Annotated in this window: 22 protein-coding genes; 7 read left to right on the forward strand and 15 right to left on the reverse strand. The window is 73.2% G+C overall.

All coding sequences use genetic code 11. The features are described 5' to 3' along the window. Positions 1–12: 12 nt before the first annotated feature. Positions 13–1,002 carry a 4-hydroxy-3-methylbut-2-enyl diphosphate reductase gene (locus ACLQ20_RS01815; protein ID WP_425853956.1) on the reverse strand — a complete coding sequence of 330 codons (990 nt, stop codon included), beginning with the start codon at positions 1,000–1,002 and terminating at the stop codon, positions 13–15. Between the two features lie 186 nt (positions 1,003–1,188). Here ACLQ20_RS01815 and xseA point away from each other — a divergent pair, with 186 nt between their 5' ends. Together xseA and ACLQ20_RS01825 are read left to right on the forward strand one after the other, a co-directional pair. Then, positions 1,189–2,355: an exodeoxyribonuclease VII large subunit gene (xseA, locus tag ACLQ20_RS01820; protein ID WP_311414055.1), complete on the forward strand. Its 1,167-nt coding sequence runs from the start codon at positions 1,189–1,191 to the stop codon at positions 2,353–2,355. A gap of 85 nt (positions 2,356–2,440) precedes the next feature. Further along, positions 2,441–2,653, forward strand: a complete 213-nt coding sequence (locus ACLQ20_RS01825) for an exodeoxyribonuclease VII small subunit (RefSeq protein ID WP_151457736.1) — start codon at positions 2,441–2,443, stop codon at positions 2,651–2,653. 206 nt (positions 2,654–2,859) lie between these two features. On the opposite strand, the gene ACLQ20_RS01830 is transcribed toward ACLQ20_RS01825, so the two are convergent. The 3 genes from ACLQ20_RS01830 to ACLQ20_RS01840 form a co-directional block, all read right to left on the reverse strand. After that, positions 2,860–3,714: a hypothetical protein gene (locus ACLQ20_RS01830; protein ID WP_151455777.1), complete on the reverse strand. Its 855-nt coding sequence runs from the start codon at positions 3,712–3,714 to the stop codon at positions 2,860–2,862. A 244-nt stretch (positions 3,715–3,958) separates the two neighbouring features. Further along, positions 3,959–4,768: a hypothetical protein gene (locus ACLQ20_RS01835; protein WP_225852319.1), complete on the reverse strand. Its 810-nt coding sequence runs from the start codon at positions 4,766–4,768 to the stop codon at positions 3,959–3,961. Between the two features lie 119 nt (positions 4,769–4,887). Beyond that, positions 4,888–5,601 (reverse strand): DUF4245 domain-containing protein, encoded by a 714-nt coding sequence (locus ACLQ20_RS01840; protein WP_358115467.1) that lies wholly within the window; start codon positions 5,599–5,601, stop codon positions 4,888–4,890. Positions 5,602–5,753: 152 nt separating this feature from the next. Between ACLQ20_RS01840 and glpX the strand changes: the two genes are divergently transcribed. Together glpX and ACLQ20_RS01850 are read left to right on the forward strand one after the other, a co-directional pair. Then, positions 5,754–6,785, forward strand: coding sequence for a class II fructose-bisphosphatase (gene glpX, locus ACLQ20_RS01845; protein ID WP_151455779.1), 1,032 nt, complete (start codon positions 5,754–5,756; stop codon positions 6,783–6,785). Then, complete coding sequence (locus ACLQ20_RS01850) at positions 6,782–7,765, forward strand: DMT family transporter (protein WP_370518966.1); 984 nt, start codon at positions 6,782–6,784, stop codon at positions 7,763–7,765. The genes glpX and ACLQ20_RS01850 overlap by 4 nt, the downstream gene beginning before the upstream one ends. A 67-nt stretch (positions 7,766–7,832) precedes the next feature. Here ACLQ20_RS01850 and ACLQ20_RS01855 read toward each other — a convergent pair whose 3' ends face one another. The 7 genes from ACLQ20_RS01855 to ACLQ20_RS01885 all read right to left on the reverse strand — a co-directional run bounded on the left by ACLQ20_RS01855 (position 7,833) and on the right by ACLQ20_RS01885 (position 14,823). Further along, positions 7,833–9,422: a hypothetical protein gene (locus ACLQ20_RS01855; protein ID WP_151455780.1), complete on the reverse strand. Its 1,590-nt coding sequence runs from the start codon at positions 9,420–9,422 to the stop codon at positions 7,833–7,835. 66 nt (positions 9,423–9,488) lie between these two features. Further along, positions 9,489–10,457, reverse strand: a complete 969-nt coding sequence (locus ACLQ20_RS01860) for an NAD(P)/FAD-dependent oxidoreductase (protein WP_151455781.1) — start codon at positions 10,455–10,457, stop codon at positions 9,489–9,491. 117 nt (positions 10,458–10,574) lie between these two features. Next, positions 10,575–11,228, reverse strand: a complete 654-nt coding sequence (locus tag ACLQ20_RS01865) for a rhomboid family intramembrane serine protease (protein ID WP_151455782.1) — start codon at positions 11,226–11,228, stop codon at positions 10,575–10,577. 112 nt (positions 11,229–11,340) lie between these two features. Continuing rightward, positions 11,341–12,039, reverse strand: a complete 699-nt coding sequence (locus ACLQ20_RS01870) for a lytic transglycosylase domain-containing protein (RefSeq protein WP_132233366.1) — start codon at positions 12,037–12,039, stop codon at positions 11,341–11,343. Between the two features lie 275 nt (positions 12,040–12,314). After that, positions 12,315–13,730 carry a PhoH family protein gene (locus ACLQ20_RS01875; protein ID WP_132233364.1) on the reverse strand — a complete coding sequence of 472 codons (1,416 nt, stop codon included), beginning with the start codon at positions 13,728–13,730 and terminating at the stop codon, positions 12,315–12,317. Positions 13,731–14,111: 381 nt separating this feature from the next. Next, positions 14,112–14,447 carry a hypothetical protein gene (locus tag ACLQ20_RS01880; RefSeq protein WP_425853957.1) on the reverse strand — a complete coding sequence of 112 codons (336 nt, stop codon included), beginning with the start codon at positions 14,445–14,447 and terminating at the stop codon, positions 14,112–14,114. Positions 14,448–14,478: 31 nt separating this feature from the next. Further along, complete coding sequence (locus ACLQ20_RS01885) at positions 14,479–14,823, reverse strand: hypothetical protein (RefSeq protein ID WP_089003683.1); 345 nt, start codon at positions 14,821–14,823, stop codon at positions 14,479–14,481. A gap of 264 nt (positions 14,824–15,087) precedes the next feature. Here ACLQ20_RS01885 and ACLQ20_RS01890 point away from each other — a divergent pair, with 264 nt between their 5' ends. The 3 genes from ACLQ20_RS01890 (at position 15,088) to otsB (ending at position 16,973) form a co-directional block, all read left to right on the forward strand. Beyond that, a complete protein-coding gene (locus tag ACLQ20_RS01890; protein WP_151455784.1) occupies positions 15,088–15,528 on the forward strand; it encodes an XRE family transcriptional regulator in 441 nt (146 codons plus the stop codon). Between the two features lie 162 nt (positions 15,529–15,690). Further along, on the forward strand, positions 15,691–16,044 hold the full coding sequence (locus tag ACLQ20_RS01895) for a hypothetical protein (RefSeq protein WP_327030486.1): 354 nt from the start codon (positions 15,691–15,693) through the stop codon (positions 16,042–16,044). A gap of 104 nt (positions 16,045–16,148) precedes the next feature. Beyond that, positions 16,149–16,973 carry a trehalose-phosphatase gene (otsB, locus tag ACLQ20_RS01900; RefSeq protein ID WP_151455786.1) on the forward strand — a complete coding sequence of 275 codons (825 nt, stop codon included), beginning with the start codon at positions 16,149–16,151 and terminating at the stop codon, positions 16,971–16,973. A gap of 33 nt (positions 16,974–17,006) precedes the next feature. Here otsB and ACLQ20_RS01905 read toward each other — a convergent pair whose 3' ends face one another. The 4 genes from ACLQ20_RS01905 to ACLQ20_RS01920 all read right to left on the reverse strand — a co-directional run bounded on the left by ACLQ20_RS01905 (position 17,007) and on the right by ACLQ20_RS01920 (position 22,181). Then, the gene (locus ACLQ20_RS01905; protein WP_132233354.1) at positions 17,007–17,777 is read right to left on the reverse strand and encodes an isoprenyl transferase; all 771 of its coding nucleotides are present in this window, start codon (positions 17,775–17,777) and stop codon (positions 17,007–17,009) included. Between the two features lie 31 nt (positions 17,778–17,808). Then, on the reverse strand, positions 17,809–19,005 hold the full coding sequence (locus tag ACLQ20_RS01910; protein WP_425853958.1) for a geranylgeranyl reductase family protein: 1,197 nt from the start codon (positions 19,003–19,005) through the stop codon (positions 17,809–17,811). Positions 19,006–19,435: 430 nt separating this feature from the next. Further along, the gene (locus ACLQ20_RS01915; RefSeq protein ID WP_425853959.1) at positions 19,436–20,296 is read right to left on the reverse strand and encodes a hypothetical protein; all 861 of its coding nucleotides are present in this window, start codon (positions 20,294–20,296) and stop codon (positions 19,436–19,438) included. A gap of 43 nt (positions 20,297–20,339) precedes the next feature. Then, entirely contained in the window at positions 20,340–22,181 is a 1,842-nt protein-coding gene (locus ACLQ20_RS01920; protein WP_425853960.1) for a phosphoenolpyruvate carboxykinase (GTP), read from the reverse strand. Positions 22,182–22,230: the final 49 nt, after the last annotated feature.

Below are 22,230 nucleotides of genomic sequence, written 5' to 3' on the forward strand. Positions count from 1 at the left end.
CGTTCCCGCCGGTCAGCCACGGGCCGCGGCGGCGGCCTTCATGTCCCGCTTGAGCTCCTGCGGCAGCGAGAAGGTCAACCGCTCGTTGGCGGTCACCACCTCGTCGACGTCGGTGAAGCCACGCACGGCGAGGTGGGCGAGGACCTCCTGGACGAGCTGGTCGGGAACGCTGGCGCCCGAGGTCAGGCCGACCGTGCGCGCTCCCTCCAGCCACGCGTCGTCGATCTCGTGCGCGAAGTCGACGAGGTGACCGGCGCGCGCCCCGGCGTCCAGGGCGACCTCGACGAGGCGTACGGAGTTGGAGGAGTTGGCCGAGCCGACGACGATCATCACGTCGCACTCGGGCGCGATCTCCTTGACCACGTGCTGCCGGTTGGAGGTGGCGTAGCAGATGTCGTCGCTCGGCGGCGACTGGAGCATGGGCAGCCGCTTCTTGAGCCGGGCCACCGTCTCCAGCGTCTCGTCGACCGAGAGGGTGGTCTGGGAGAGCCAGACGACCTTGTTCGGGTCGCGGACGGTGATCCGGTCGGCGTCCTCGGGGCCGTCCACGAGCTGGATGTGCTCGGGGGCCTCGCCGGAGGTGCCGATGACCTCCTCGTGCCCCTCGTGGCCGATGAGCAGGATGTCGTAGTCCTCGGCGGCGAACCGCTTCGCCTCCTGGTGCACCTTGGTGACCAGCGGGCAGGTCGCGTCGATCGCCCGCAGCGAGCGGGTCCGGGCCTGCTCGTAGACCTCCGGGGCCACCCCGTGCGCGGAGAAGATGACGGTGGCGCCCTCCGGCACCTCCTCGTTCTCCTCCACGAAGATCGCGCCCTGGGCCTCCAGCGTCTGCACGACGTGCTTGTTGTGCACGATCTGCTTGCGTACGTAGATCGGGGCGCCGTAGAGCTTGAGTGCCTCCTCCACGGTCTGCACCGCGCGGTCCACGCCCGCACAGTAGCCGCGGGGCTTGGCCAGGATCACGCGCTTGCCGGTCCGGGACGTCACTTCAGCCTGAGTCACCCGCCCATCGTACGTGCCGTCCCGGAGGGCGACACGGGCCGCGACCGCCACCACGGCGCGATGCCGGCCGCACGCCGCCCACCCCCGGCCGAGCCGCACGGAACTGTCCGGGACGGGCCGTAGGGTGGGCGGGTGAGCACAGGCGAGGTGGGGCGGAGCACGTCCGAGGAGCCGTGGCCGGTCCGGGTGGTCAGCCAGAAGGTCGGCGCCTGGATCGCCCGGCTGGGCTGGGTGTGGGTGGACGGGCAGGTGGCGCAGATCAGCCGCCGACCGGGCGCCAGCACCGTCTTCCTCACGCTGCGGGACCCGTCGGCCGACCTGAGCCTGACGGTCACCACCAACCGGGACGTCCTGGACGTCGGCGCCCCTGAGCTGCGCGAGGGCGCCCGGGTGGTGCTGCACGCCAAGCCGGAGTTCTACGCGGCCCGGGGCACGCTGAGCCTGCGCGCCGACGAGATCCGGCAGGTCGGCCTCGGCGAGCTGCTGGCCCGGCTGGAGAAGCTGAAGAAGCTGCTCGCGGCCGAGGGGCTGTTCGACCGGGCGCGCAAGCGCCGGCCGCCGTTCCTGCCCAACCGGGTGGGGTTGATCACGGGTCGCGCCTCGGCCGCCGAGCGGGACGTGCTGACCAACGCCCGCCGGCGCTGGCCGGCGGTGGAGTTCCGCACGGTCAACGTGGCCGTGCAGGGGCCGAGTGCCGTCCCGCAGATCGTCGACGCGCTCAAGGTGCTGGACGCCGACCCGACCGTCGACGTGATCGTCATCGCCCGGGGCGGGGGCGGCATCGAGGACCTGCTGCCCTTCTCCGACGAGGCGCTCTGCCGGGCCGTCTTCGCCTGCCGCACGCCGGTGGTCAGTGCGATCGGCCACGAGACCGACGCGCCGTTGGTCGACTACGTCGCCGACGTACGGGCCTCGACGCCGACCGACGCCGCCAAGCGCGTGGTCCCGGACCTCACCGAGGAGGTGCGCGTCATCCGGCAGGCCCGGCACCGCCTCGAACGCGCGGTGCGCAACCTGGTGGACCGCGAGTCGCACCGGCTCGACGGTCTGCGCTCCCGACCGGTGCTGGCCCGCCCGCAGGTGATGGTCGACCAGCGGCTCGCCGACCTGACCGGGCTGCGCCAGCGGGCGGGGCGCTGCCTGGACCACCGGCTCGCCGCCGCCGACGACGACCTGCGGCACACCCTGGCCCGGCTGCGCGCCCTCTCCCCCGCCGCCACCCTCGACCGGGGCTACGCGATCGTCCAGCGTGCCGACGGCCAGGTCCTGCGCGCCGCGTCCGAGGTGGGCAAGGGCGACCCGCTCCGGGTACGCCTCGCCGAGGGCGAGCTGGCGGCGACGGTCGACGGCTGAACGGAAGCGGAACACACGATGGCGGGCCGGCCGCGACGGTCGACGCTGAACGGCGACGGGATCACGATGTGGTGGGATGGCAGCGATGACTGACGAGAAGAAGGCCGAACAGCTCAGCTACGAGCAGGCCCGCGCCGAGCTGGCGTCGGTGGTCGAGCGGCTGGAGACCGGCGGCACCACGCTGGAGGAGTCACTGGCGCTCTGGGAGCGCGGCGAGAAGCTCGCCGAGACCTGCCAGCGCTGGCTGGACGGCGCCCGCGCCCGCATCGACGCCGCCCGCCAGGACCCCGCCTCCTGACCTCCCCCGCCCGCGCCCCCGCCCGGACCCCGGCTCGCGCTCCGTTCGGGACCCGGCTCGCGCCTCGCGCCCCCGCTCGCCCGGCGATCATGAAGTTGTGGTGGGCGATACAGGGCGTTCTGCACCTTGTGTCACCCACCACAACTGCATGATCGGCGCGGGCGGGAGCGGGGGCGCGGGCGGGAGCGCGGGGGTGGGGAACGGGGTTAGTTGAAGAGGTTGTAGAGCTCGGCGGGGGCCTCGACGACCTGGTCCGCCGGGGGCTTCTGGGCGGCGGTGGCGCTGCCGTAGTCCGAGTACGTGATCTTGATGTCCTGCGCCTGGTTCTGGCCGGCGGCCGGGATCTGGACGACCATCTCGCTGAGCCGGCCCTGCGGGTCGAGCTTCGCGGTGAACGGCACCGACTTCGCCTGCGCCCCGAGGGCCGTGATCACCGTCGGGTCCACCGAACCCGCCTCCGCCGCCTTCGACACGTCGATCGTGCCGGCGTACGCGCCGTCGCCGGTCTGGCGTACCTCCGTGATGCCCTGCGTCAGCACCTCGCTGCCGGCGGGGTCGACCTTGTCGAAGTCGAAGCCGAGGTTGCGGTTGCCCTTGATCCGGGTCTGGTCCAGGTGCTGGTACTTGCCGAGGTTGAGCTTCTGCACCCCCGGCACGCTGTTGGCGGTCGTGCCGCCGAGTTCGACCTTCACCCAGCTGTCCGGCTTGTAGTGCACGAGGTCGAGCTTCATGAACAGGTCGTCGGTCGGCTTGCCGATCGTCACCCGCATCTCGGCGCTCTGGGTGGGCTCGTGCACCCGTCCCTCGGCCGTCGAGCCGACGCCGGACATGGTGAACCGGAAGTTGCCGTTGCTGATCTCACGGGTGGAGGCCAGCAGCGCCTGCTTGGCGTCACCGGACGCCGGGGCCGCGCTGCCGGAGGGCGCGGGCGTGCCGGACGCCGAGACGGTCGGGGAGGCGGACGAGCCCGCCGTCGGGGTCCCGGAGGAGTTGCAGGCCGCCAGGCCGGGAGTGAAGAGGGCGGCGGCCACCAGGCCGGCGCTCAGGCGTCGAACAGTCATACGTGTCTCCCACATGGGTCACCCGACGCACCTGGCGGCGGCCGGAAACCGGGCGACGCACCACGTCGGCTGCGCCGCGCGAACCCCCTGAGGCCGGCTGCCGGGGCGACCGGTCCGGGTCCGCCCCACTCCTGTTCCCTGTCGCCGCGTCGCACAATCACCGGGATGTCCGGTTGCCCCGGACGGGTGACCCCGGAACGCGGAAACGGGGCGGCCGGAGCCGCCCCGTTTCCGCGTGTCGCTGTTACTTCTTGAACATCTCGTACGTCTCGGGGGACGCCTCGACCACCTTGTCCGCCGGCGGCTTCTGCGCGGCGGCGGCGTTGCCGTAGTCCGCGTACGTGACCTTGATGTCGTGCGCCTTGGTCTCACCGGCGGCCGGCACCGAGATCACCAGCTCGGTGAGCCGGCCCTCCGCGTCCAGCTTGGCGGTGAAGGGCAGCGTCTTGGCCTGCGCGCCGAGGGCCTTGACCAGGTCGGCGTCCAGGGTGGCGGCGTCGCCCGCGGCGGACACGTCGAGCTTGCCGGTGTAGCTGCCCTCGGCGGTCTTCTGCACCTCGGTGATGCCCTTGGTCAGCTTCGCGCTGCCCGCCGGGTCGACTTCCTCCATGTAGCGGCTGAGCTCGCCGGCGCCCTTGACCTTGGACTGGTCGAGGTGCTGGTACTTGCCCTTCCACTTCTCCGCGCCCGGGATCATGGCGCCCAGTTCGCCGAGGTCGAGCATCACCCAGCTGTCCGGCTCGATGTAGATCAGCTCCATGCCCATCGACATGCCGCCGGACTCGTCGTCGAACTTCATGCTGAACTGGGCGCTGTTGCTGGGCTTGTGCACCAGGCCCTTGCCGCTCAGCCCGGCACCAGTGAGGGTGAAGGTGAAGTTGCCCTTCTCGATCTCCTTGGTGGAGGCGAGCAGCGCCTCCTTGGGGTCGGCGGGCACCGCCGACGCTGCCGAGCCCGCGGCGGTCGGCGCGGGATCGTCCGCCTTGCAGGCAGTCAGGCCGGGAACGAGCAGGGTGGCGGCGAGCACGCCGACGCTCCACCGTCGAATGTTCACAGTCAGTTGTCTCTCTTCACGCGAAACGGTAAGCACCTGGCGGACTTCAGCCGCCGGGCAGTGAGCCGGGGCAGCGTAGCCGATCCGACCGACACCCGGGGGGCAGCCGTGGAAGCGGGCTACCGGATCGCCGAGGCCAGGTGCCGCAGTTCGTTGTCCCGGGCGTCGCCGACCACGATCACGGTCCGGTTCGGTTCGAGCAGGACCAGGGCCTGTTCGTTGCCGCGGGCGGTGTACCGCTGCCAGGAACGCCCGCCCAGGTCCGTCTGGCCCTGCGGTTGCCCCTCGGCGGTCAGCTCGGTGGGCAGCAGCCGCTCCGGAGGCACGCTGCTCTGCACCAACTGGGCGGCCCGCCCCTCCGGGGTGAGGTAGCCGAGGCGAAGGCTCGACCCGCCTTCGACGGTCTGGAAGTTCGCGCTGACGGTGCGCCAGCCGTCGTCCAGCCCCGCCGGCTCGCTGACCGGGAAGGCGTTGGCGGCCCGCGCCGATTCGAGGGCGGGCGCCGGGTCGACGGTCGTCGGCTGGTCGCCGCCGAGGAACCCCCGGTAGAAGGCGAGCAGCAGGGCGATCGGGATCAGCAGCACGAGCAGCGAGATCGCCATGTCCTTCGGCGAGCGCTCCGACTTGCGGGTGTCGACCGCCGGCGGCGGCGCGGGCCGCTCGCCCGTCTCCGCCCCGCCGTCGGGCGGGGCCGCCCCGGGGGCGCCGGCGGGTTCGACCAGCGCCGGCTCCCCTTCCGGTACGGCGGCGGCCCGGGTCGGGGCGACCGGCGGCTGGCCGTCCGGCGGCGTCGAGTCGGCGGGTACGCGTTCGGCAGGCTGTGCGGCTTCCACCCCACCATCTTCGCAGCCTCCCGACCGGCCGTATCCGGGCCATCACCGCCCCGACCCCGCGTCGGGTGAGCGATCGTGTGAGGATCAGCGACAAACCCGGCAGCGGCGACGCCGCACCCTGCCGCCCCGCAACGTCGCGAGGAGGAGCCGTCATGACGAACACCAGGACGCGGATCCCACAGGATCTCGACCGCAACCTCGCCCTCGACCTGGTCCGGGTCACCGAGGCCGCGGCGATGGCCGCCGGGCGCTGGGTCGGTCGGGGCGACAAGGAGGGCGGCGACGGAGCCGCCGTCGACGCGATGCGCAAGCTGATCAACTCGATCCCCATGCGGGGCGTCGTGGTGATCGGCGAGGGTGAGAAGGACAACGCCCCGATGCTCTTCAACGGCGAGCACGTCGGCGACGGCACCGGCCCGGAGGTGGACGTCGCCGTCGACCCGGTCGACGGCACCACGCTGATGAGCAAGGGCATGCCGAACGCGGTGGCGGTGCTCGCCGTCTCCGAGCGGGGCGCGATGTTCGATCCGAGCGCGGTCTTCTACATGGAGAAGCTCGCCGTCGGCCCGGCCTACGCCGACGTGGTGGACATCAACGCCGGGGTGGCCGAGAACCTGCGCCGGATCGCCAAGGTCAAGGGCACCGATGTCTCCGAGGTCACGGTCTGCGTGCTGGACCGCAGCCGCCACGACGACCTGGTCACGCAGATCCGCCGGGCCGGGGCGGGCATCCGGTTCATCTCCGACGGCGACATCGCCGGTTCCATCGCGGCGGCCCGGGGCGAGTCCGACGTCGACGTGCTGATGGGCATCGGCGGCACCCCGGAGGGCATCATCTCCGCCTGCGCGCTGAAGTGCATGGGCGGGGCGATGCAGGCCAAGCTCTGGCCGCGCGACGCCGAGGAGCGGGAGAAGGCGCTCGCCGCCGGGCACGACCTGGACCGGGTGCTCACGACCGACGACCTCGTCACCGGGGACAACTGCTTCTTCGTGGCCACCGGCGTCACCTCCGGCGACCTGCTGCGGGGCGTCCGCTACCGGGCCGGGGGCGCGTACACGCAGTCGATCGTCATGCGCTCGAAGAGCGGCACGATCCGGGTGATCGACTCGTACCACCGGCTGGAGAAGCTCGCGCTCTACTCGGCCGTCGACTTCGACGGCCGCCCGCTGGCCGAGCAGGAGTGAGCGTCGCCGGGACGCTGGCCACTCCAGCCACGTCGGCGGCCCGCCGGATCACCGGCGTGGGCCTCGCGACCGCCTCCGGGCTGGCCGTGGCCGTGCAGTCCCGGATCAACGGCGAGTTGGGCGTACGCCTGGCCGACGGGATCGCCGCCGCGGTCGTCTCGTTCGGGGTGGGCCTGCTGGTGCTGCTGGTGCTGGTCCCCGCCACCCCGGGTGGGCGGCGGGGGCTGGTCGCCCTGCGCGGCGCGCTCACCGACGGCACGTTGCGGCCGTGGCACTGCCTCGGCGGGGCGTGCGGCGCGCTCCTGGTCGCCGCCCAGGGGCTGACCATCGGCACCCTCGGCGTGGCGATCTTCACCGTCGCGGTGGTCGCCGGCCAGTCCGGCAGCAGCCTGGCCGTCGACCGGGCCGGGATCGGTCCGGGCGGTCGCCAGCCGGTCACCGGCCAGCGGCTGGCCGGCGCGGCGCTGACCGTGGTCGCGGTCCTACTGGCCGTCGGCGACCGGCTCGGCGACCCGGGCACCCTCGTGCTGGCCCTGCTGCCGCTGCTCGCCGGGGTGGCCATCGCCTGGCAGCAGGCGGTCAACGGCCGGGTACGGATGGCCGCCGGCAGCGCGCTGACCGCCACGCTCGTCAACTTCTCCGTCGGCACGGTGGCCCTGCTGGTCGCCTTCGCCGTCGACGTCGCGATCCGGGGCTGGCCGGCGGGCGGCGCGCCGGCCGAGCCGTGGCTCTATTTGGGGGGGCCGATCGGGATCGTGTTCATCGCGATCGCCGCGGCGATCGTCCGGTTCACCGGCGTGCTGCTGCTCGGCCTGGCCACCATCGCCGGGCAGATCGTCGGTGCCGTACTGCTGGACCTGCTGCTGCCCACGGCGGCCTCCCGCCCGGGGCCCGTCACCCTGCTCGGCGCGGCGCTGACCCTGGCCGCGGTCGGCGTCGCCGCCCTCGCGCCGACCGCGCCCCGGCCCTCGGTCCGCTGACCGTCGCCGACCGCGCCCGGCGGCCAGGGAACCGCCGGCCGGGCCCCGCACCACACCGGCGGCGGGATCAGCGGGGCGGCCAGGCGGGGCCCGCTGGCCAGGGCGGGTCGGCCCGGTGGGCGGGCGCCGTGACCAGCCGGGCCGCCCGCCAGCCCAGCAGCAGCCCCGGCGCGGTGGCCGCCACGGCGAGCAGCAGCGCGGTGTGGGTGTACGCGGGTCGCCCGTAGAGCCAGCCGACCAGCGGCAGCGCGGCCAGCGCCAGGGCCAGCGCGGCGGCCAGCAGCACCTCCAGCGTCCACCGCCCCGACTGCTCGGCCGGCGTCCGGACGGACAGCAGCAGCACACCGAGCAGGACCGTGAGCAGGGCGACGACACCCGCCTGCGCGAAGAGCAGCGCACCCGACCAGACCACGGCCAGCAGCGCCCAGGCGGCGACACCGAGCGCGGCCAGGCAGATCAGCCGCAGGCGGGCGGTGCCGGCCCGCAGCCCCGCCCGCACACCCGACACGGCGAGCACCGACCCGGCCAGCGTGAGCCCCAGGAACAGCGCCAGGAGCGGATCGTCGCGTCGGTCCCCGGGGGTGCTCCGGCCGAGTGCCGGTGGTCGCCCGTCGAACGCATATCCTCCGGCCTCCTCGGATCCGACGAAGCCGAGCCGCTCCCAGCTCCCGTCGGGCCGACGGACGGCGAAGCCGTCCCGGCCGTTGGCCACCAGCACGACGTGCCGGCCGTCGCCGGTGTCCCGCACCGTCAGCTCCTGCGCGGCGATCCGCTCCCCGCGCGGCCCCGGATCCGGGTACTGCCGGCGGAGCACGGCCCGCTGCGCCTCGGTCGCCCCCCAGGCCGGACGCCAGCTGCGACCCGCGTCGTCGCTCTGCTCCACGGCGAGCCGGCCGGGGACCATCCGGTAGCAGCGCGTCGGCGTGGCGGTCGAGCAGCCCCGGCTGACGGCGCCGGCGACCGGCCCCTTCGCACCGGTCAACGCTTCGACCTCGCCCCGCGTCGGGTCGCGCCACGTCGCCCCGGCGTCGTCACTCACCCGCCAGGCGGGACTGTCGTCGAAGACCTTGTCGGCGTAGCCGTGGCCGATGCCGGCCGCCAACCGTCCGTCGAGGACCGCCGCCCGGACGGCGTCGGGGTGGTGGACGGGGCTGGTGGCCGCCACCGCCAGCGTCGCCGCCGGCAGCAGCACCAGCAGCCGGACCAGCCGGGCGGAGCGCCGTCGCACCGGCTCCCGCCGCGCCCGGGACCAGCTCCACCACGCGACGGCCAGCGCCGGCAGGGCGAGCAGGTCGGTGCCGTCCGCCCGGACCAGCGACGGCCCGCTCACGGCGCTCCACGCCGCCGAGGCGACGCCGGCGGCGTACCCGCTGGACTTGACCGCGGTGAACCCGACGGCGACGAGCCCGAGCCCGAGCCCGGCGGCGGCGCGGGCCGGCAGCCGCGGCGCGAGCAGCGCGAGCAGCACCGCGACCAGCGGCGGCGCGAGGACCAGCCCGGCGACGTCGCTGAGCTTGCCGGTCACCGGGCCGGGGAAGGCCGCCTTGAGCAGGTGGTCGTTGGTCACCAGCAGGACGAGGGCGGCGACCGTCGCGGGGTGCCCCAGCCAGGCCAGGGTCGCGGGAGCGCCGTCGCGGCGCGGGGGCGGAGCGCTCATCGGCCCACGATCACAGTCGTTGATCTCGATCCGGCCACGGCCGGGGCAGCATCCGGTACCGGCGCGTCAGGTGCCGTCGGACGAGTGCCCGGGGAACAGGTGCGCGCTCGGGTCGATGGCCACCGCCGCGTTGTTGACCGCCGTGGCCGCCTCGCCGAAGCCGGTCGCGATCAGCCGCACCTTGCCCGGGTACTCCGTGATGTCGCCCGCCGCGAAGACCCGGGGCAGGTTCGTCGCCATCGCGCTGTCGACGACGATGTGCCGGCGGTCCAGCCGCAGCCCCCACTCGGCCAGCGGGCCGAGGTCGGCGGTGAAGCCGAGGGCGGCCACCACCGTGTCCACGGGCAGCAGCTCCGCCGCGCCGCCGCGTACGGTGATCTCGGCGCCGGTGACCGTGCCGTCGCCGTGCAGCCTCGTCACCTCGGCGTTGACGATCACGCGCACCGGCAGCCCCAGCACCCGGGCGACGGTGGCCGCGTGCGCCCGGAACTTCTCCCGCCGGTGCACCACCGTCACCGAGCGGGCCAGCGGCTCAAGCGTCGACGCCCAGTCGAAGGCGGAGTCGCCGCCACCGACGATCAGCACGTCCCGGTCGGCCAGCTCCGTCGGCTGCGGTACGAAGTAGACGATCCCGGCGCCGGCGAAGTGCTCCGCCACCGGCAGCGGGCGGGGCGTGAAGCTGCCCAGCCCACCGGTGACGATCACCGCCCCGCACCGCAGCTGCCCGCCCCCGGCGAGGCCGAGCACCGGCTGCCCGTCGGCGTACGAGAGCTTCTCGGCGCGGGTGCCGAGCAGGTAGCACGGGTCGAAGGGAGCCGCCTGGGCGACGAGGTTGGCCACCAGGTCCCGCCCCTTGACGGCCGGGAAGCCGGCGACGTCGTGGATCAGCTTCTCCGGGTACATGGCGGTGATCTGGCCGCCGGGTTCGGGCAGCGCGTCGACGACCGCGACGGAGAGCCCTCGGAATCCGGCGTAGTAGGCCGCGAACAGCCCGGCGGGGCCGGCCCCGATCACCGCGACATCGACCTCGCGCATGTGCGTACCGTCGCTTTCCGCTCACGGATCAACGCGTGCTGATCCCGACGGTAGGGCCGGCGGCGCGCCCGGGGCAAGCATGTCCCACCGGGCCGCGCGGCACCGGCGCGTCGACGCTCAGGGCATGGTGAGCGTGGACTCCGAGCGGTGGGGGCCGCCCAGGTCTCCCCGGCGGCGCCGGAAGATGATCGCGGCGACCACCCCGCCGAGCAGCCCGAACAGGTGCCCCTGCCAGGAGATCCGCTCGTCGGTGGGGAGGATGCCGACCAGCTGCCAGCCGTAGAGCAGGCCGACGAGCAGGAAGACCGCGAAGTTCCACCAGCTCCGTTCGACGATGCCCCGGGTCAGCAGGATGCCCAGGTAGCCGAAGATGACCCCGCTCGCGCCGACCACCACGGAGGTCGACGAGCCGGTGAACCACACACCCAGCCCGCTGACCAGGATGATGACGAGCGTCGACCAGAGGAAGCGGCGGGCGCCGGCGGCGAGCACGAAGGTGCCGAGCAGGATCAGCGGGATGCTGTTGCTGTAGAGGTGGTCGAAGCCGTGGTGCAGGAACGGCGAGAAGAAGACCCCGTCGAGCCCGTCGATGCGCTTCGGGATGATTCCGGCCGTGGCGTCGAGGCCGACCGCGAGCCCCTGGTCGAGGGCCTCGATGAGGAAGAGGAACGGCACCACCGCGCACATGGCGACGAAGGCCCGGCCGAGCGCGGCGTAGAACGCCTCGGTGCCGAACCGGTGCGGGTCGCCGCTTCCCGGGTGCAGGGTCACCCGTCAAGAGCTATCAGGTGTCGGCCACAGCCGCCACTTCTGCGGCGATCCGTACCCGGAACGACGAGGGCGGGGTGTGTGGACGCCCACACACCCCGCCGTCGAAGGTCGATCAGTACCAGCCCACGTCCTGCGAGTGGGCCCAGGCCTTGCAGGGCGAACCGTAGCGGCCCTCGATGTAGCCGAGGCCCCACTTGATCTGGGTCGCCGGGTTGGTCTGCCAGTCGTCGGCAACGGAGCCCATCTTGCTGCCCGGCAGCGACTGCGGGATGCCGTACGCCCCCGACGAGGGGTTGCGGGCCTTGTGGTTCCAGCCGCTCTCCTTGTCCCAGAGCTTGTTCAGGCACGGGAACTGGTCCATCCCGAAGCCCGCCTTCACCATGAGCGCGCAGCCGACCTCGCGGTTGCCGCTGAACTCGGCGCAGGAGGCCGGGATCGGTCCGGTGTACGGCTTGCTCTCGGCGGCCTTCTCGGCCGCGGCCTTGGCGGCGGCCTCGCGGGCCTTCTTCCGCGACGCGGCGGCGGCCTCGGCCTCGCGGGCGCGCTTGGCGGCCTCCTTGGCAGCCGCGGCGGCGCGCAGCTTCGCCTGGTACTCGGCGGTCCGCTGCTTCGCGGACTGCACCTGCTGGGCGGCCTGCCGCTCGCGCTGGTACTCGAACTCGGCCTGCTCGACAGCGGCGCCGACCTGCGCGGTCAGGCCCTGCTGCTGGGTCTGTCGGTCTTCACCCAGGTAGACACCGCCGGCAACGCCCACGGAGAGCAGTGCGACAGCGGCCGTACGGGCGCCGAACCGGCTCCACAGCCGACTCACGAAGTGGTCCCTTCGTCGGGTGCAAGGACACGGCGCGGGGCGTCAACCCGGGTGGGTCGCGTCCGCGTCGCGAGCGCCCCGACCCGGTGCCGGTCGCAGCCGACGTACCCCGGTGAATGTTGGTGTGTCCTGTGACGAACGATCACCAACGATCTTCTCGGTACGTGGGCGCTCGTGGGACACCATCGCGCACGGTGAGGCTGATGGGAAACGAAGAGCGCCGATTGTGATCTGCGCCACAAAGAGAATGCGGACAAACACCTACATAACGTCCGTCATTGCGGGATGTCCTCCAGAAGATCCGTCACCATCGCGGCGATCGGCGAACGCTCCGAACGGCTGAGGGTGACGTGGGCGAAGAGCGGATGGCCCTTGAGCGCCTCGATCACGGCCGTCACCCCGTCGTGCCGGCCGACGCGGAGATTGTCCCGCTGGGCGACGTCGTGGGTGAGCACCACCCGGGAGCCCTGGCCGATCCGGGAGAGCACCGTCAGCAGCACGCCGCGCTCCAGCGACTGCGCCTCGTCCACGATCACGAAGGCGTCGTGCAGGCTGCGGCCCCGGATGTGCGTCAGCGGCAGCACCTCCAGCAACCCCCGCGAGGTGACCTCCTCCAGCACGTTCTCGTGCACCACCGCGCCGAGGGTGTCGAAGACCGCCTGCGCCCAGGGCGACATCTTCTCCGACTCCGAGCCGGGCAGATAGCCCAGCTCCTGGCCGCCGACGGCGTAGAGCGGGCGGAAGACGACGACCTTCTTGTGCCGGCGGCGCTCCATCACCGCCTCCAGCCCGGCGCAGAGAGCCAGCGCCGACTTGCCGGTGCCGGCCCGCCCGCCCAGCGAGACGATCCCCACCGACTCGTCCAGCAACAGGTCGAGCGCGATCCGCTGCTCGGCCGAGCGGCCGTGCAGCCCGAACGCCTCCCGGTCGCCACGGACCAGCCGTACGGTCTTGTCGGGCAGCACCCGGCCGAGCGCGGAGCCCCGGCCCGAGTGCAGCACCAGGCCGGTGTGGCAGGGCAGCCCGGCAGCGGCGTCCAGGTCCAGCGCCTCGCCGGCGTAGAGCCGGCCGATCTGCTCCTCGGCGAGTTCCAGCTCGGCCATCCCGGTCCAGGTGGGGTCGCTGGCCTGGCCGTGCCGGTACTCGTCCGCCCGCAGGCCCACCGAGGCGGCCTTGACCCGCAGCGGCATGTCCTTGCTGACCAGGGTGACCTCCCGCCCCTCGGCGGCGAGGTTCAGCGCGACGGAGAGGATCCGGGTGTCGTTGGAGTCGGTGCGGAACCCCGGCGGCAGCACGCCGTCGTCGGAGTGGTTGAGCTCCACCCGCAGCGTGCCGCCGGAGTCGTTGGCAGGCACCGGGCGGTCCAGCCGCCCGTGCCGGACCCGCAGCTCGTCCAGCATGCGCAGGGACTGCCGGGCGAACCAGCCCAGCTCCGGGTGGTGCCGCTTGCCCTCCAACTCCGAGATGACCACGAGGGGCAGGACCACCTCGTGCTCGGCGAATCGGTGGAAGGCCGCCGGGTCGGACAGGAGCACCGAGGTGTCCAGGACGAACGCCTGGCCCGCTGGTCGGGGCTCCTCGGTGTCCACCGGGGCGGCGGACGCGCCGCGGCGGCTCCGGGTGGCGCGGCGGGTCGTGGCAGTCGCGGCCGGGGTCTGGTCGGTCCCGGCGGGCGTACGGCGAGTCGTCACAGGCCTGCTCCGACGGATGGGCACCCGCCACCCGCGTTCCGCCTCCTCCGGTGCCCGGGGACACGGGGTCGGATGCGGAACCCCGTGCGCGAGGTCGCAGATCCGGGCGGACCGGCTGGCCCGGGAGAACCCCGTGCCATGCCTAGACGCTAGCCGCGTCGGACCCCGTCGGCTAGAGGTCGGCGGTGGATCTCCGGGGACTGGCGGGTGAACTCGGCCGGCGGCGGATCCGGCCGGGATGCATGCCCCCTGCGCGCACCCCGGCCGGCGGGAACCACCGTCACCGGTCTGACGTGGTCCCTACGGTGCGTGTCCGCCGCGGACGACGCACCGTGTCCTGGTTCCGGTCGACGGGGCCTCGGGCTCCCCGTCGACCGGGGTTCAACCGGTCCGCCGGACCAGGGTGCCGGTCGGGTGCCGCCCGGCGACCGGGGCGACCGGCGTCGAGAACGACGAGCCGGTGTACGTGGTGCCGGGCCGCACCACCGTGCCGGCGACCCGGGCGGTGGCGGGCGACGGGCCGGCCAGGGCGGACGCGATGGCGGCCTGGGCGTCGCGGCGACGTCGGTTCCAGGCCCCCCGGTCGCCGTCGAAGTAGCCCTGCCGGTAGCCGAACCGGTAGCCGATGCGGTAGCTGAGCTGGCCGTGCAGCCGCCCGGCCGCGTAGCTCGTGGCGCCGAGGACGAGGACGAGGAAGACGGCGAGGAAGGGGCTCATCCGGCGGCTCCGGTGCGCCGCGGGTCCCGCTTCATCGCTCCTCCGGCTCGGTCGGCGTGGGCTCGGCGACCAGGAGCCGGTCCAGGTCGTCGGTGCTGACCTCCTCGACCAGCTCGACGCTGATCCGGCAGCCGTCCAGGACGACCTCGGCCACCGAGGAGCGGCGGATCTCCCCGCCGGCGTCGTACACGCGGACGCTGACCTCGGGGCAGCCGAGGTGGGTACGCCAGGCGTCCCACTCGGTGCGGTCGCCGACGCTGAGTGACAGGTAACGGCAGCCCCGGGCGAGATAGAGCCGCCATGGCGCGCTCAGGCCCGTGGCCACCCCCTCCGCGATCAGGCCGAAGGCCTGGGCACGGGTGGCTAGCTCGGTCACCACACCCCCCTCGCGCCGGGGGCGTGACGCATGTGAGCACTGATCGTCTCATGCACGTGACACACCGTAGATTGTCTCATGGGCGTGACAGTATCAGCTTTTCGTCCGTTTACGGCGGCCTCTACGGGCATCTATTCTGCCCAGGTGACACCCCTCAGAAGCGGTGCCGGATCGTTTACCGGCATCCCGAAGAACACGTCACGTCCGCGTGACAACAGCGTGCCAGGACACGCACCGGTGGCCGGATGGTCGTACCGTCACCGGGTGACCGAGACGGCCAACGCACGGAAGATCGCCTTCGCCACCTTCGTTCGGAGGGCGCTCGACGAGGCCCGGGCCACCCGGGCGTGGAGCGGCACCGAGGTGTCCCGTCGCACCGGCGTCTCCCGGCAGACCATCAACCGCTGGGTCCGGGGCGACTGGGCGAGCGACCCGGAGGCCGAACGCGTGGTGGCGTTCTGCGAGGGCCTCGGCCTCAGCCCGGCGACCGCCTTCGCCGCGCTGGGCTGGGAACGCGCGACCGCCCCGCGCAGCACCCCGGCCACGCCGCCGATGGACCCGGACGTGGAGGCGCTGCTGCGGCGGCTCGTGGACCCCGACGTCTCCGACGCGGAGAAGTTCCACATCCGGGAAACCATCAGATATCTCGCGTATCGCCCCACCCTCCCGGTCCATGTCCGAAAACGAGGTAAACAGGCCGGCTAGTTCCTCAGATGGCGAAAGAACGGCAGGTCAGACTCATTCGTTTCGCTCCGGGGCCGGAACGGGCGCGCTAGCGTCCGTACTCGTACTGCTTGGGCTCGTCGTCGGCGGGGGGACGGGACAAGGCCGAACCCAGCCCTGCGGGACAGAAGGAGGGGTCTGTCCATGACCCTGAAGTGGATGGCAGTCGTGATCGCCACCGTGTCGCTGACACTGGGCGTGACCGGAAACGTGGTGACCCTGGCGGTCAACGGCGGGCAGCTTCCCCTGCTCGTCAACCTCGTCGCGCTCACCTGCGCCGGCACCGCGGTGATCCTGGCCGTGGTCGCCGAACTGCACGACCGGCTCGACAACAAGGTCAGCGCCCTGACCGACTTCCTCGTCGGCCGGCTCCAGGAGATCGAGGAGCGCACCGGCGACCGCAACAGCGGGTTCGTCGAGGGTTACCTGCTCAACCACGGCCAGGAGGCCGCCGTCGTGCCGTTCGGCCGGCGGGGACGGGGAGCCGCCGAACGCTGACCGTCGGGCCCGTCGCACCTCGACCGCGCGCCCCCCGAGGCGCCGGTCGGAGGCCACCTCTCGGCCGGGGATTGAGCCGCCCCGCCCGGGGTACGCTGTCGCGCGTGCCGCCGTTGAATCTGGGCAACCAGCAGCCGAGGAACCCGTTGGACGCCGACCAGGCCTGGCGGAAGACCGCCGGGAGGGCGGCCGGGACCGTGCTCTTCTTCGACTTCGACGGCACCCTGGCGCCGGTCGACGACGATCCCACCGCCGTGCGTCCCGCCCCGAAGGTGCTGGCGGCGATCGAGGCGCTCGCCCCGGTCGTACGGCGGATCGCGATCGTCTCCGCGCGCCCGGTCGACTTCCTCCGCGACCACCTCGGGGGGCTCACCGGCGTCGACCTGTACGGCCTCTACGGCCTGGAGCACAGCCACTCCGGCGGCGAGACCGTGACGGAGCCGGCGGCTCTGCCCTGGGTGCCCACCATGGCCGAGCTGGCCGACCTGGCCCGGGCCGAGCTGCCCGAGGGCGCGCTGGTGGAATACAAGCGGCTCTCCGTGGCGCTGCACTGGCGCACCGCGCCGCAGCTCGGCGCGGCCGTGGAGCGGTGGGGCCAGGCCCAGGCCGAGCGGCTCGGGCTCAAGGTCCAGGCCGGGCGGATGGTGCTGGAGCTCAAGCCCCCGGTCGACCGCGACAAGGGCATGGTGATCGACGAGATCGTCCGGGACGCCGAGGGCGCCTGGTACTTCGGCGACGACGTCTCCGACATCAAGGCGTTCGCCGCGCTGCGGGCCCGGGCCGCCGCCGATCCGGACTTCTTCGGCGTCTGCGTCGCCGTCGCCAACCCGGAGACGGGCCACGAGGTCGCGGAGGCCGCCGACCTGACCCTGGACTCCCCCGCCGCCCTCGGCACGTTCCTCACCGACGCCACCCGACACCTCACCTGACGCCCTCGGGGCCGGCGAGGTGCTCCGGGTCGGTCAGGCGCCGTAGCGGCGCTGGCGGTTGGCGTACGAGCGCAGGGCGCGCAGGAAGTCGATGTGCCGGAAGTCCGGCCAGTTGAGCTCGCAGAAGTAGAACTCCGAGTGCGCCGACTGCCACAGCATGAAGCCGGAGAGGCGCTGCTCACCGCTGGTGCGGATGACCAGGTCGGGGTCGGGCTGGCCCCGGGTGTAGAGGTGCTCGGCGATGTGCTCGACGTCCAGCACCTCGGCCAGTTCCTCGAGGGTGCCGCCGTTGGCGGCGTACTCCAGCAGCAGCGACCGCACCGCGTCGGTGATCTCCCGCCGGCCGCCGTAGCCGACCGCGATGTTGACCTCGGTCCCGCCGCTGCGGTCCCGGGTGCGTTCCTCGGCGGCCTTCAGCGCGGCGGCGGTCGAGGCCGGGAGCAGGTCGAGCGCGCCGACCATGCGCAGCCGCCAGGGATTGCCCTCCTCGGCCAGCTCGACCACCAGGTCCTCGATGATCTGGAGCAGCGGGTCGAGCTCCTTGGCCGGTCGGCGCAGGTTGTCGGTGGCCAGGAGGTAGAGCGTCACGTGCTCGATGCCGGCCTGGTTGCACCAGCCCAGCATGTGCTTGATCTTGACGGCGCCCATCCGGTGACCGTCGTTCGGGTCGACGTAGCCCATCTCCCGGGCCCACCTGCGGTTGCCGTCGCACATCACGCCGACGTGCCGGGGCACCGGCTTGCCCGCGAGCTTCGCCGTGAGGCGACGCTCGTACACGGAATAGATCAGGTCCCGCAGAGTCATCACCTTGCAGCGTAGCGACCTGCGCGCCGAATCACCGCCTCGGAGTCCGCTCCCACGCCGGCAGACCGATGCCGATCATGCCCAGCGTGCGGGCGTCGAGCCGCCCGTCGCCCAGCCCCAGCTCCACCACCGTCCGGTAGACGCGGTCGTCCCGACCCGCCGCGCGGACCGCCGCGTCGACCACGCGCCGGCGCCGGGCCAGCCACGCCGCGAGCGAGCTGTGCCGCAGGTGGGTGCCGAGGCGGCGGCGCAGCGTCGCCGCGTACCGCCGGGCGGCCTGCTCGGGCGAGCCCGCCGCCGCCGCGCCGGCGAGCGCGCCGGAGAGCAGCGCGTAGAAGATGCCCTCGCCGGTGAACGGGTTGATCAGGGAGAGCGCGTCGCCGGCGAGCAGCAACCGGCCGCGCCCGGGGGCGGGACGGTGCGTCGACAGCGGCAGGTGATGGGCCCGCAGGTCGGTGACCGTGGCCGGGTCCGTGCCGGGCAGCAGCGCGCCGAGCCGGTCGACCAGGTGCGCCCGGGTCAACGGCTCGCCCCGCAGCACCTCCCCGTACCCGACGTTCGCCCGGCCGTCCCCGATCGGAAACGACCAGGCGTACGCCGGCCAGCGCGGCGCCGAGGTGACGATGAGCTGTTCGGGCGGGCCGGGCAGCGCCGGGGCGTACCCCCGGATGGCGAGCGCCAGGTGCCGGTCGGGGTTCGGCCGGTGCCCGAGCGTCCGCCGGAGGACGGACCCGGCGCCGTCCGCCCCGACCACCGCCCGCGCCGCCAGCACGCCGTCGAGCACCACCCGGTCGGCCCGCACCTCGACGTGCCGCACCGCGTGCCGGCGCAGCCGCGCGCCGGCACCGACCGCCGCAGCCACCAGCCGCGCGTCGAAGACCCTGCGGGGCACGGTGTACGCCGGCCGGGGCAGCGCCCGGGCCACGGCGCCGCCGCCCGGCCCGACCAGCCGCAGCGCCGGCAGTGGCGCGTACCCGGTCACCGCGTCGGGCACCCCCAGCTCGTCGAGCACGTCCAGCGCGTGCGCGGCGATGCCGTCCCCGCACGCCTTGTCGCGGGGAAAGTCGGACCGGTCCAGCAGCAGTACGCTCGCCCCCGCCCGCCGGGCCGCCAGCGCGGCGGCCGACCCCGCCGGACCGGCCCCCACCACCACCACGTCGAACTCGTCGCCCACGGACTCGTCGCCCACGCGTCGCCTCCCACCGCCGGTCCGGCTCCTGCGGGTCATCCTGCCGCCGCGGGTGCACACCGCGCCGAAACCCGCCCGGCACGTCAACGAGGACCCCGAACTCCCCGGCGTCCTCCCGAGACCCTCCCGAAGCCCTCGCGGGGCCCTCCCGGCGGCCCACGAACCAGACGCCGAGGTCCGGCCGGGGTCCCCCGGACCATCCCCGGCAGCGACGGCGCCTCCCCACGCATCGCGGGATGACGGCGCGCAGGAGATCTTGGTAGTTACGTGCCCCTGGAGGGGCATGTTCCTACCAAGATCGGCGAAGGGCTAGGCGTGACGGGCCTGCGGACGCTTCCGTGGGCGTGGACGAGGGGCGGAGCGGGGCGGGCCCGCGGGCGGTCTCGTGGGTGGGGCAGGTCGACAGCGCGAAGGCACCGTCCCCGGGCGGGTGGGGAACGGGCCCGTGGCCCTGCTCGGGCTGGGCGGCCTACGCCGGGCGGGTGGCGCGTTCGGCGCGGGTGGCGCGCCAGAGGCCGTAGATCGTTAGCGCGGCGGCGGCCACCAGCGGGCCGCCGTCGCGGACCAGCCCGTCCGGGCCGAGCAGCCACCAGCACAGCGGCAGGTCGACGGCGAGCACGATCGCGGTGACGGCCACCAGCAGCGTGCGCGCCCAGCCCTTGCCGCGCATCAGGAAGGCGGTGCAGAAGAGCACCGCGTAGCTGGTCACGATCCCGGCGGCGAACCAGAACAGCACGGCGGGCACGGCGGCGAGCCGGTCGTCCAGCACCGCGCCGCCGGCGACCAGCGCCGGGACCAGCATGAGCGGGCTGTACGTGAACGCCGCGACCCGGCTGGTGAGCAGCCAACCGCTGACCTCCGGCCGGCGGGGCGGGGTCTCCCGCCAGGAGATGCCCTCCCGGTCGATGACCAGGCGGGGCCGGTGGCGGACCAGGTGCCCGGACACCGCGGACGAGCGGTAGAGCAGCCAGACCACGGCGGCGCAGAGCACGGTGAGCAGGGCGAACCCGAGCAGCCCCGGCAGCGGCGGCACTCCCTGCCGGGGCACGATCAGCCGGCCGACCGCGAAGACCGTGGTCACCGCCAGGATCAGCCCGAACGGCCGGGCCACCGTCCGGCCCCGACGGACGTGCCCGATCAGCAGCAGGAAGCCGAGCGAACGGAGCATCGCCCAGCCCGTCCGCACCGCCAGCCCGAAGCCCTGCTCCGGGGCGTACCACCAGTTGAGCAGCTCGACCACGACGGTGGCCGCAGCGGTCAGCGCGAGCAGTGCGGTCAGCGCCCGGACGGCGGACGGCCGCCGGACCTCGGTCGCGGCGGCCGTCCTCATGGGATCCGATGATGCCCCGTCGGGGCGTCGGTCACACCTGTCCTCAGCGCTGCGGCGCCGCGTCGAGCCGGGCACGCAGCGCGTCCAGCTCGGCCCAGAGCACGCCCGGCAGCTTGTCGCCGAACTTCTCGAACCACTCGGTGACCATCGGGAGCTCCTTGCGCCACTCCTCCGGGTCGACCTTCAGCGCGATCCGGACGTCCTCCGGGGTCATGTCGAGGCCCTCGACGTCGAGCGCGTCCTGGGCGGGGACCATGCCGATCGGCGTCTCCACCGCCTCGGCGCGCCCCTCGATCCGCTCGATGACCCACTTGAGCACGCGGGAGTTCTCGCCGAAGCCGGGCCAGAGGAAGTTGCCCTCCGGGTCCTTGCGGAACCAGTTGACGTAGTAGATCTTCGGCAGCTTGGACTCGTCGCCGTCGGTGCCCTTGCCCATCTCGATCCAGTGCCGGAAGTAGTCGCCGGCGTGATAGCCGATGAACGGGAGCATCGCCATCGGGTCGCGCCGGACGACGCCGACCGCACCGGAGGCGGCGGCGGTGGTCTCCGAGGAGAGCGTCGCGCCCATGTAGACCCCGTGCACCCAGTCGCGGGCCTCGGTCACCAGCGGGATGGTGTCCCGGCGGCGACCACCGAAGAGGATCGCGTCGATCGGCACGCCGTTCGGGTCGAAGTAGTCCTCGGCCAGGATCGGGCACTGGGTGATCGGGGTGCAGAACCGGCTGTTCGCGTGCGAGGAGAGGCTGTCGCTCTCCGGCGTCCAGTCGTTGCCCTTCCAGTCGACCAGGTGCGCCGGCGGCTCGCCCATGCCCTCCCACCAGATGTCCCCGTCGTCGGTCAGGGCGACGTTGGTGAAGACGGAGTTGCCGCGGTCCAGCGTCCGCATCGCGTTGGCGTTGGTCTTCCAGTCGGTGCCGGGCGCAACGCCGAAGAGGCCGTACTCGGGGTTGACCGCGTAGAGGCGGCCGTCCGGGCCGAAGCGCATCCAGGCGATGTCGTCGCCGATGGTCTCGACCTTCCAGCCCGGGACGGTCGGCTCCAGCATGGCCAGGTTGGTCTTGCCGCAGGCCGACGGGAAGGCCCCGGCGACGTGGTAGACCCTGCCCTCCGGCGAGGTGATCTTGAGGATGAGCATGTGCTCGGCGAGCCAGCCCTCGTCGCGGCCCATCACGCTGGCGATCCGCAGCGAGTAGCACTTCTTGCCGAGCAGCGAGTTGCCGCCGTAGCCGGAGCCGAAGGACCAGATCTCCCGGGTCTCCGGGAAGTGGGAGATGTACTTGGTCTCGTTGCACGGCCACGCCACGTCCTGCTGGCCGGGGTTGAGCGGGGCGCCGATGGAGTGCAGCGCGTGGACGAAGTCCGCGTCGTCGCCCATGGCTTCCAGGACCTTGGCCCCCATCCGGGTCATGATGCGCATCGACGCGACCACGTACGGGCTGTCGGTGATCTCGACGCCGAACATGGGGCTCTCGGCCTCGACCGGGCCCATGCAGAACGGGATGACGTACATGGTGCGCCCGCGCATGCAACCGCGGTAGAGCTCCGTCATCGTCCGCTTCATCTCGGCCGGCGCCATCCAGTTGTTGGTGGGGCCGGCGTCCGCCTCGTCGACGGAGCAGATGTAGGTGCGCTCCTCGACCCGGGCGACGTCCGTCGGGTCGGTGCGCGCGTAGAACGAGTTGGGCTTCTTCTCGGGGTTGAGCCGGATCAGGGTGCCGGCCTCGACCAGCTCGTCGGTGAGGCGCCGCCACTCCTCGTCGGACCCGTCCACCCAGACGACGCGGTCGGGGGTGGTCAGTTCAGCGACCTCACGGACCCAGGCGAGCAGTTTCGGGTGGGACGTCGGGGCCTGATCGATACCCCGAACGGTAGCCGGAGCAACCATGACACATCTCCTTGTGGTCGACGCTGACCGATCTATGGGATGCACGAGT

This window comes from Micromonospora sp. DT46 (assembly GCF_049841735.1).
Classification (GTDB): domain Bacteria; phylum Actinomycetota; class Actinomycetes; order Mycobacteriales; family Micromonosporaceae; genus Micromonospora; species Micromonospora reichwaldensis.

Bases quoted from the DNA above. Each gene is read 5' to 3' on its own strand.
- ACLQ20_RS01880 (WP_425853957.1), bottom strand. From the start codon at position 14,447: ATGAGCCCCTTCCTCGCCGTCTTCCTCGTCCTCGTCCTCGGCGCCACG.
- glpX (WP_151455779.1), top strand. From the start codon at position 5,754: ATGACGAACACCAGGACGCGGATCCCACAGGATCTCGACCGCAACCTC.
- ACLQ20_RS01855 (WP_151455780.1), bottom strand. From the start codon at position 9,422: ATGAGCGCTCCGCCCCCGCGCCGCGACGGCGCTCCCGCGACCCTGGCC.
- ACLQ20_RS01920 (WP_425853960.1), bottom strand. From the start codon at position 22,181: ATGGTTGCTCCGGCTACCGTTCGGGGTATCGATCAGGCCCCGACGTCC.
- ACLQ20_RS01830 (WP_151455777.1), bottom strand. From the start codon at position 3,714: ATGACTGTTCGACGCCTGAGCGCCGGCCTGGTGGCCGCCGCCCTCTTC.
- ACLQ20_RS01895 (WP_327030486.1), top strand. From the start codon at position 15,691: ATGACCCTGAAGTGGATGGCAGTCGTGATCGCCACCGTGTCGCTGACA.
- ACLQ20_RS01860 (WP_151455781.1), bottom strand. From the start codon at position 10,457: ATGCGCGAGGTCGATGTCGCGGTGATCGGGGCCGGCCCCGCCGGGCTG.
- ACLQ20_RS01915 (WP_425853959.1), bottom strand. From the start codon at position 20,296: ATGAGGACGGCCGCCGCGACCGAGGTCCGGCGGCCGTCCGCCGTCCGG.
- ACLQ20_RS01905 (WP_132233354.1), bottom strand. From the start codon at position 17,777: ATGACTCTGCGGGACCTGATCTATTCCGTGTACGAGCGTCGCCTCACG.
- ACLQ20_RS01910 (WP_425853958.1), bottom strand. From the start codon at position 19,005: ATGACCCGCAGGAGCCGGACCGGCGGTGGGAGGCGACGCGTGGGCGAC.
- ACLQ20_RS01825 (WP_151457736.1), top strand. From the start codon at position 2,441: ATGACTGACGAGAAGAAGGCCGAACAGCTCAGCTACGAGCAGGCCCGC.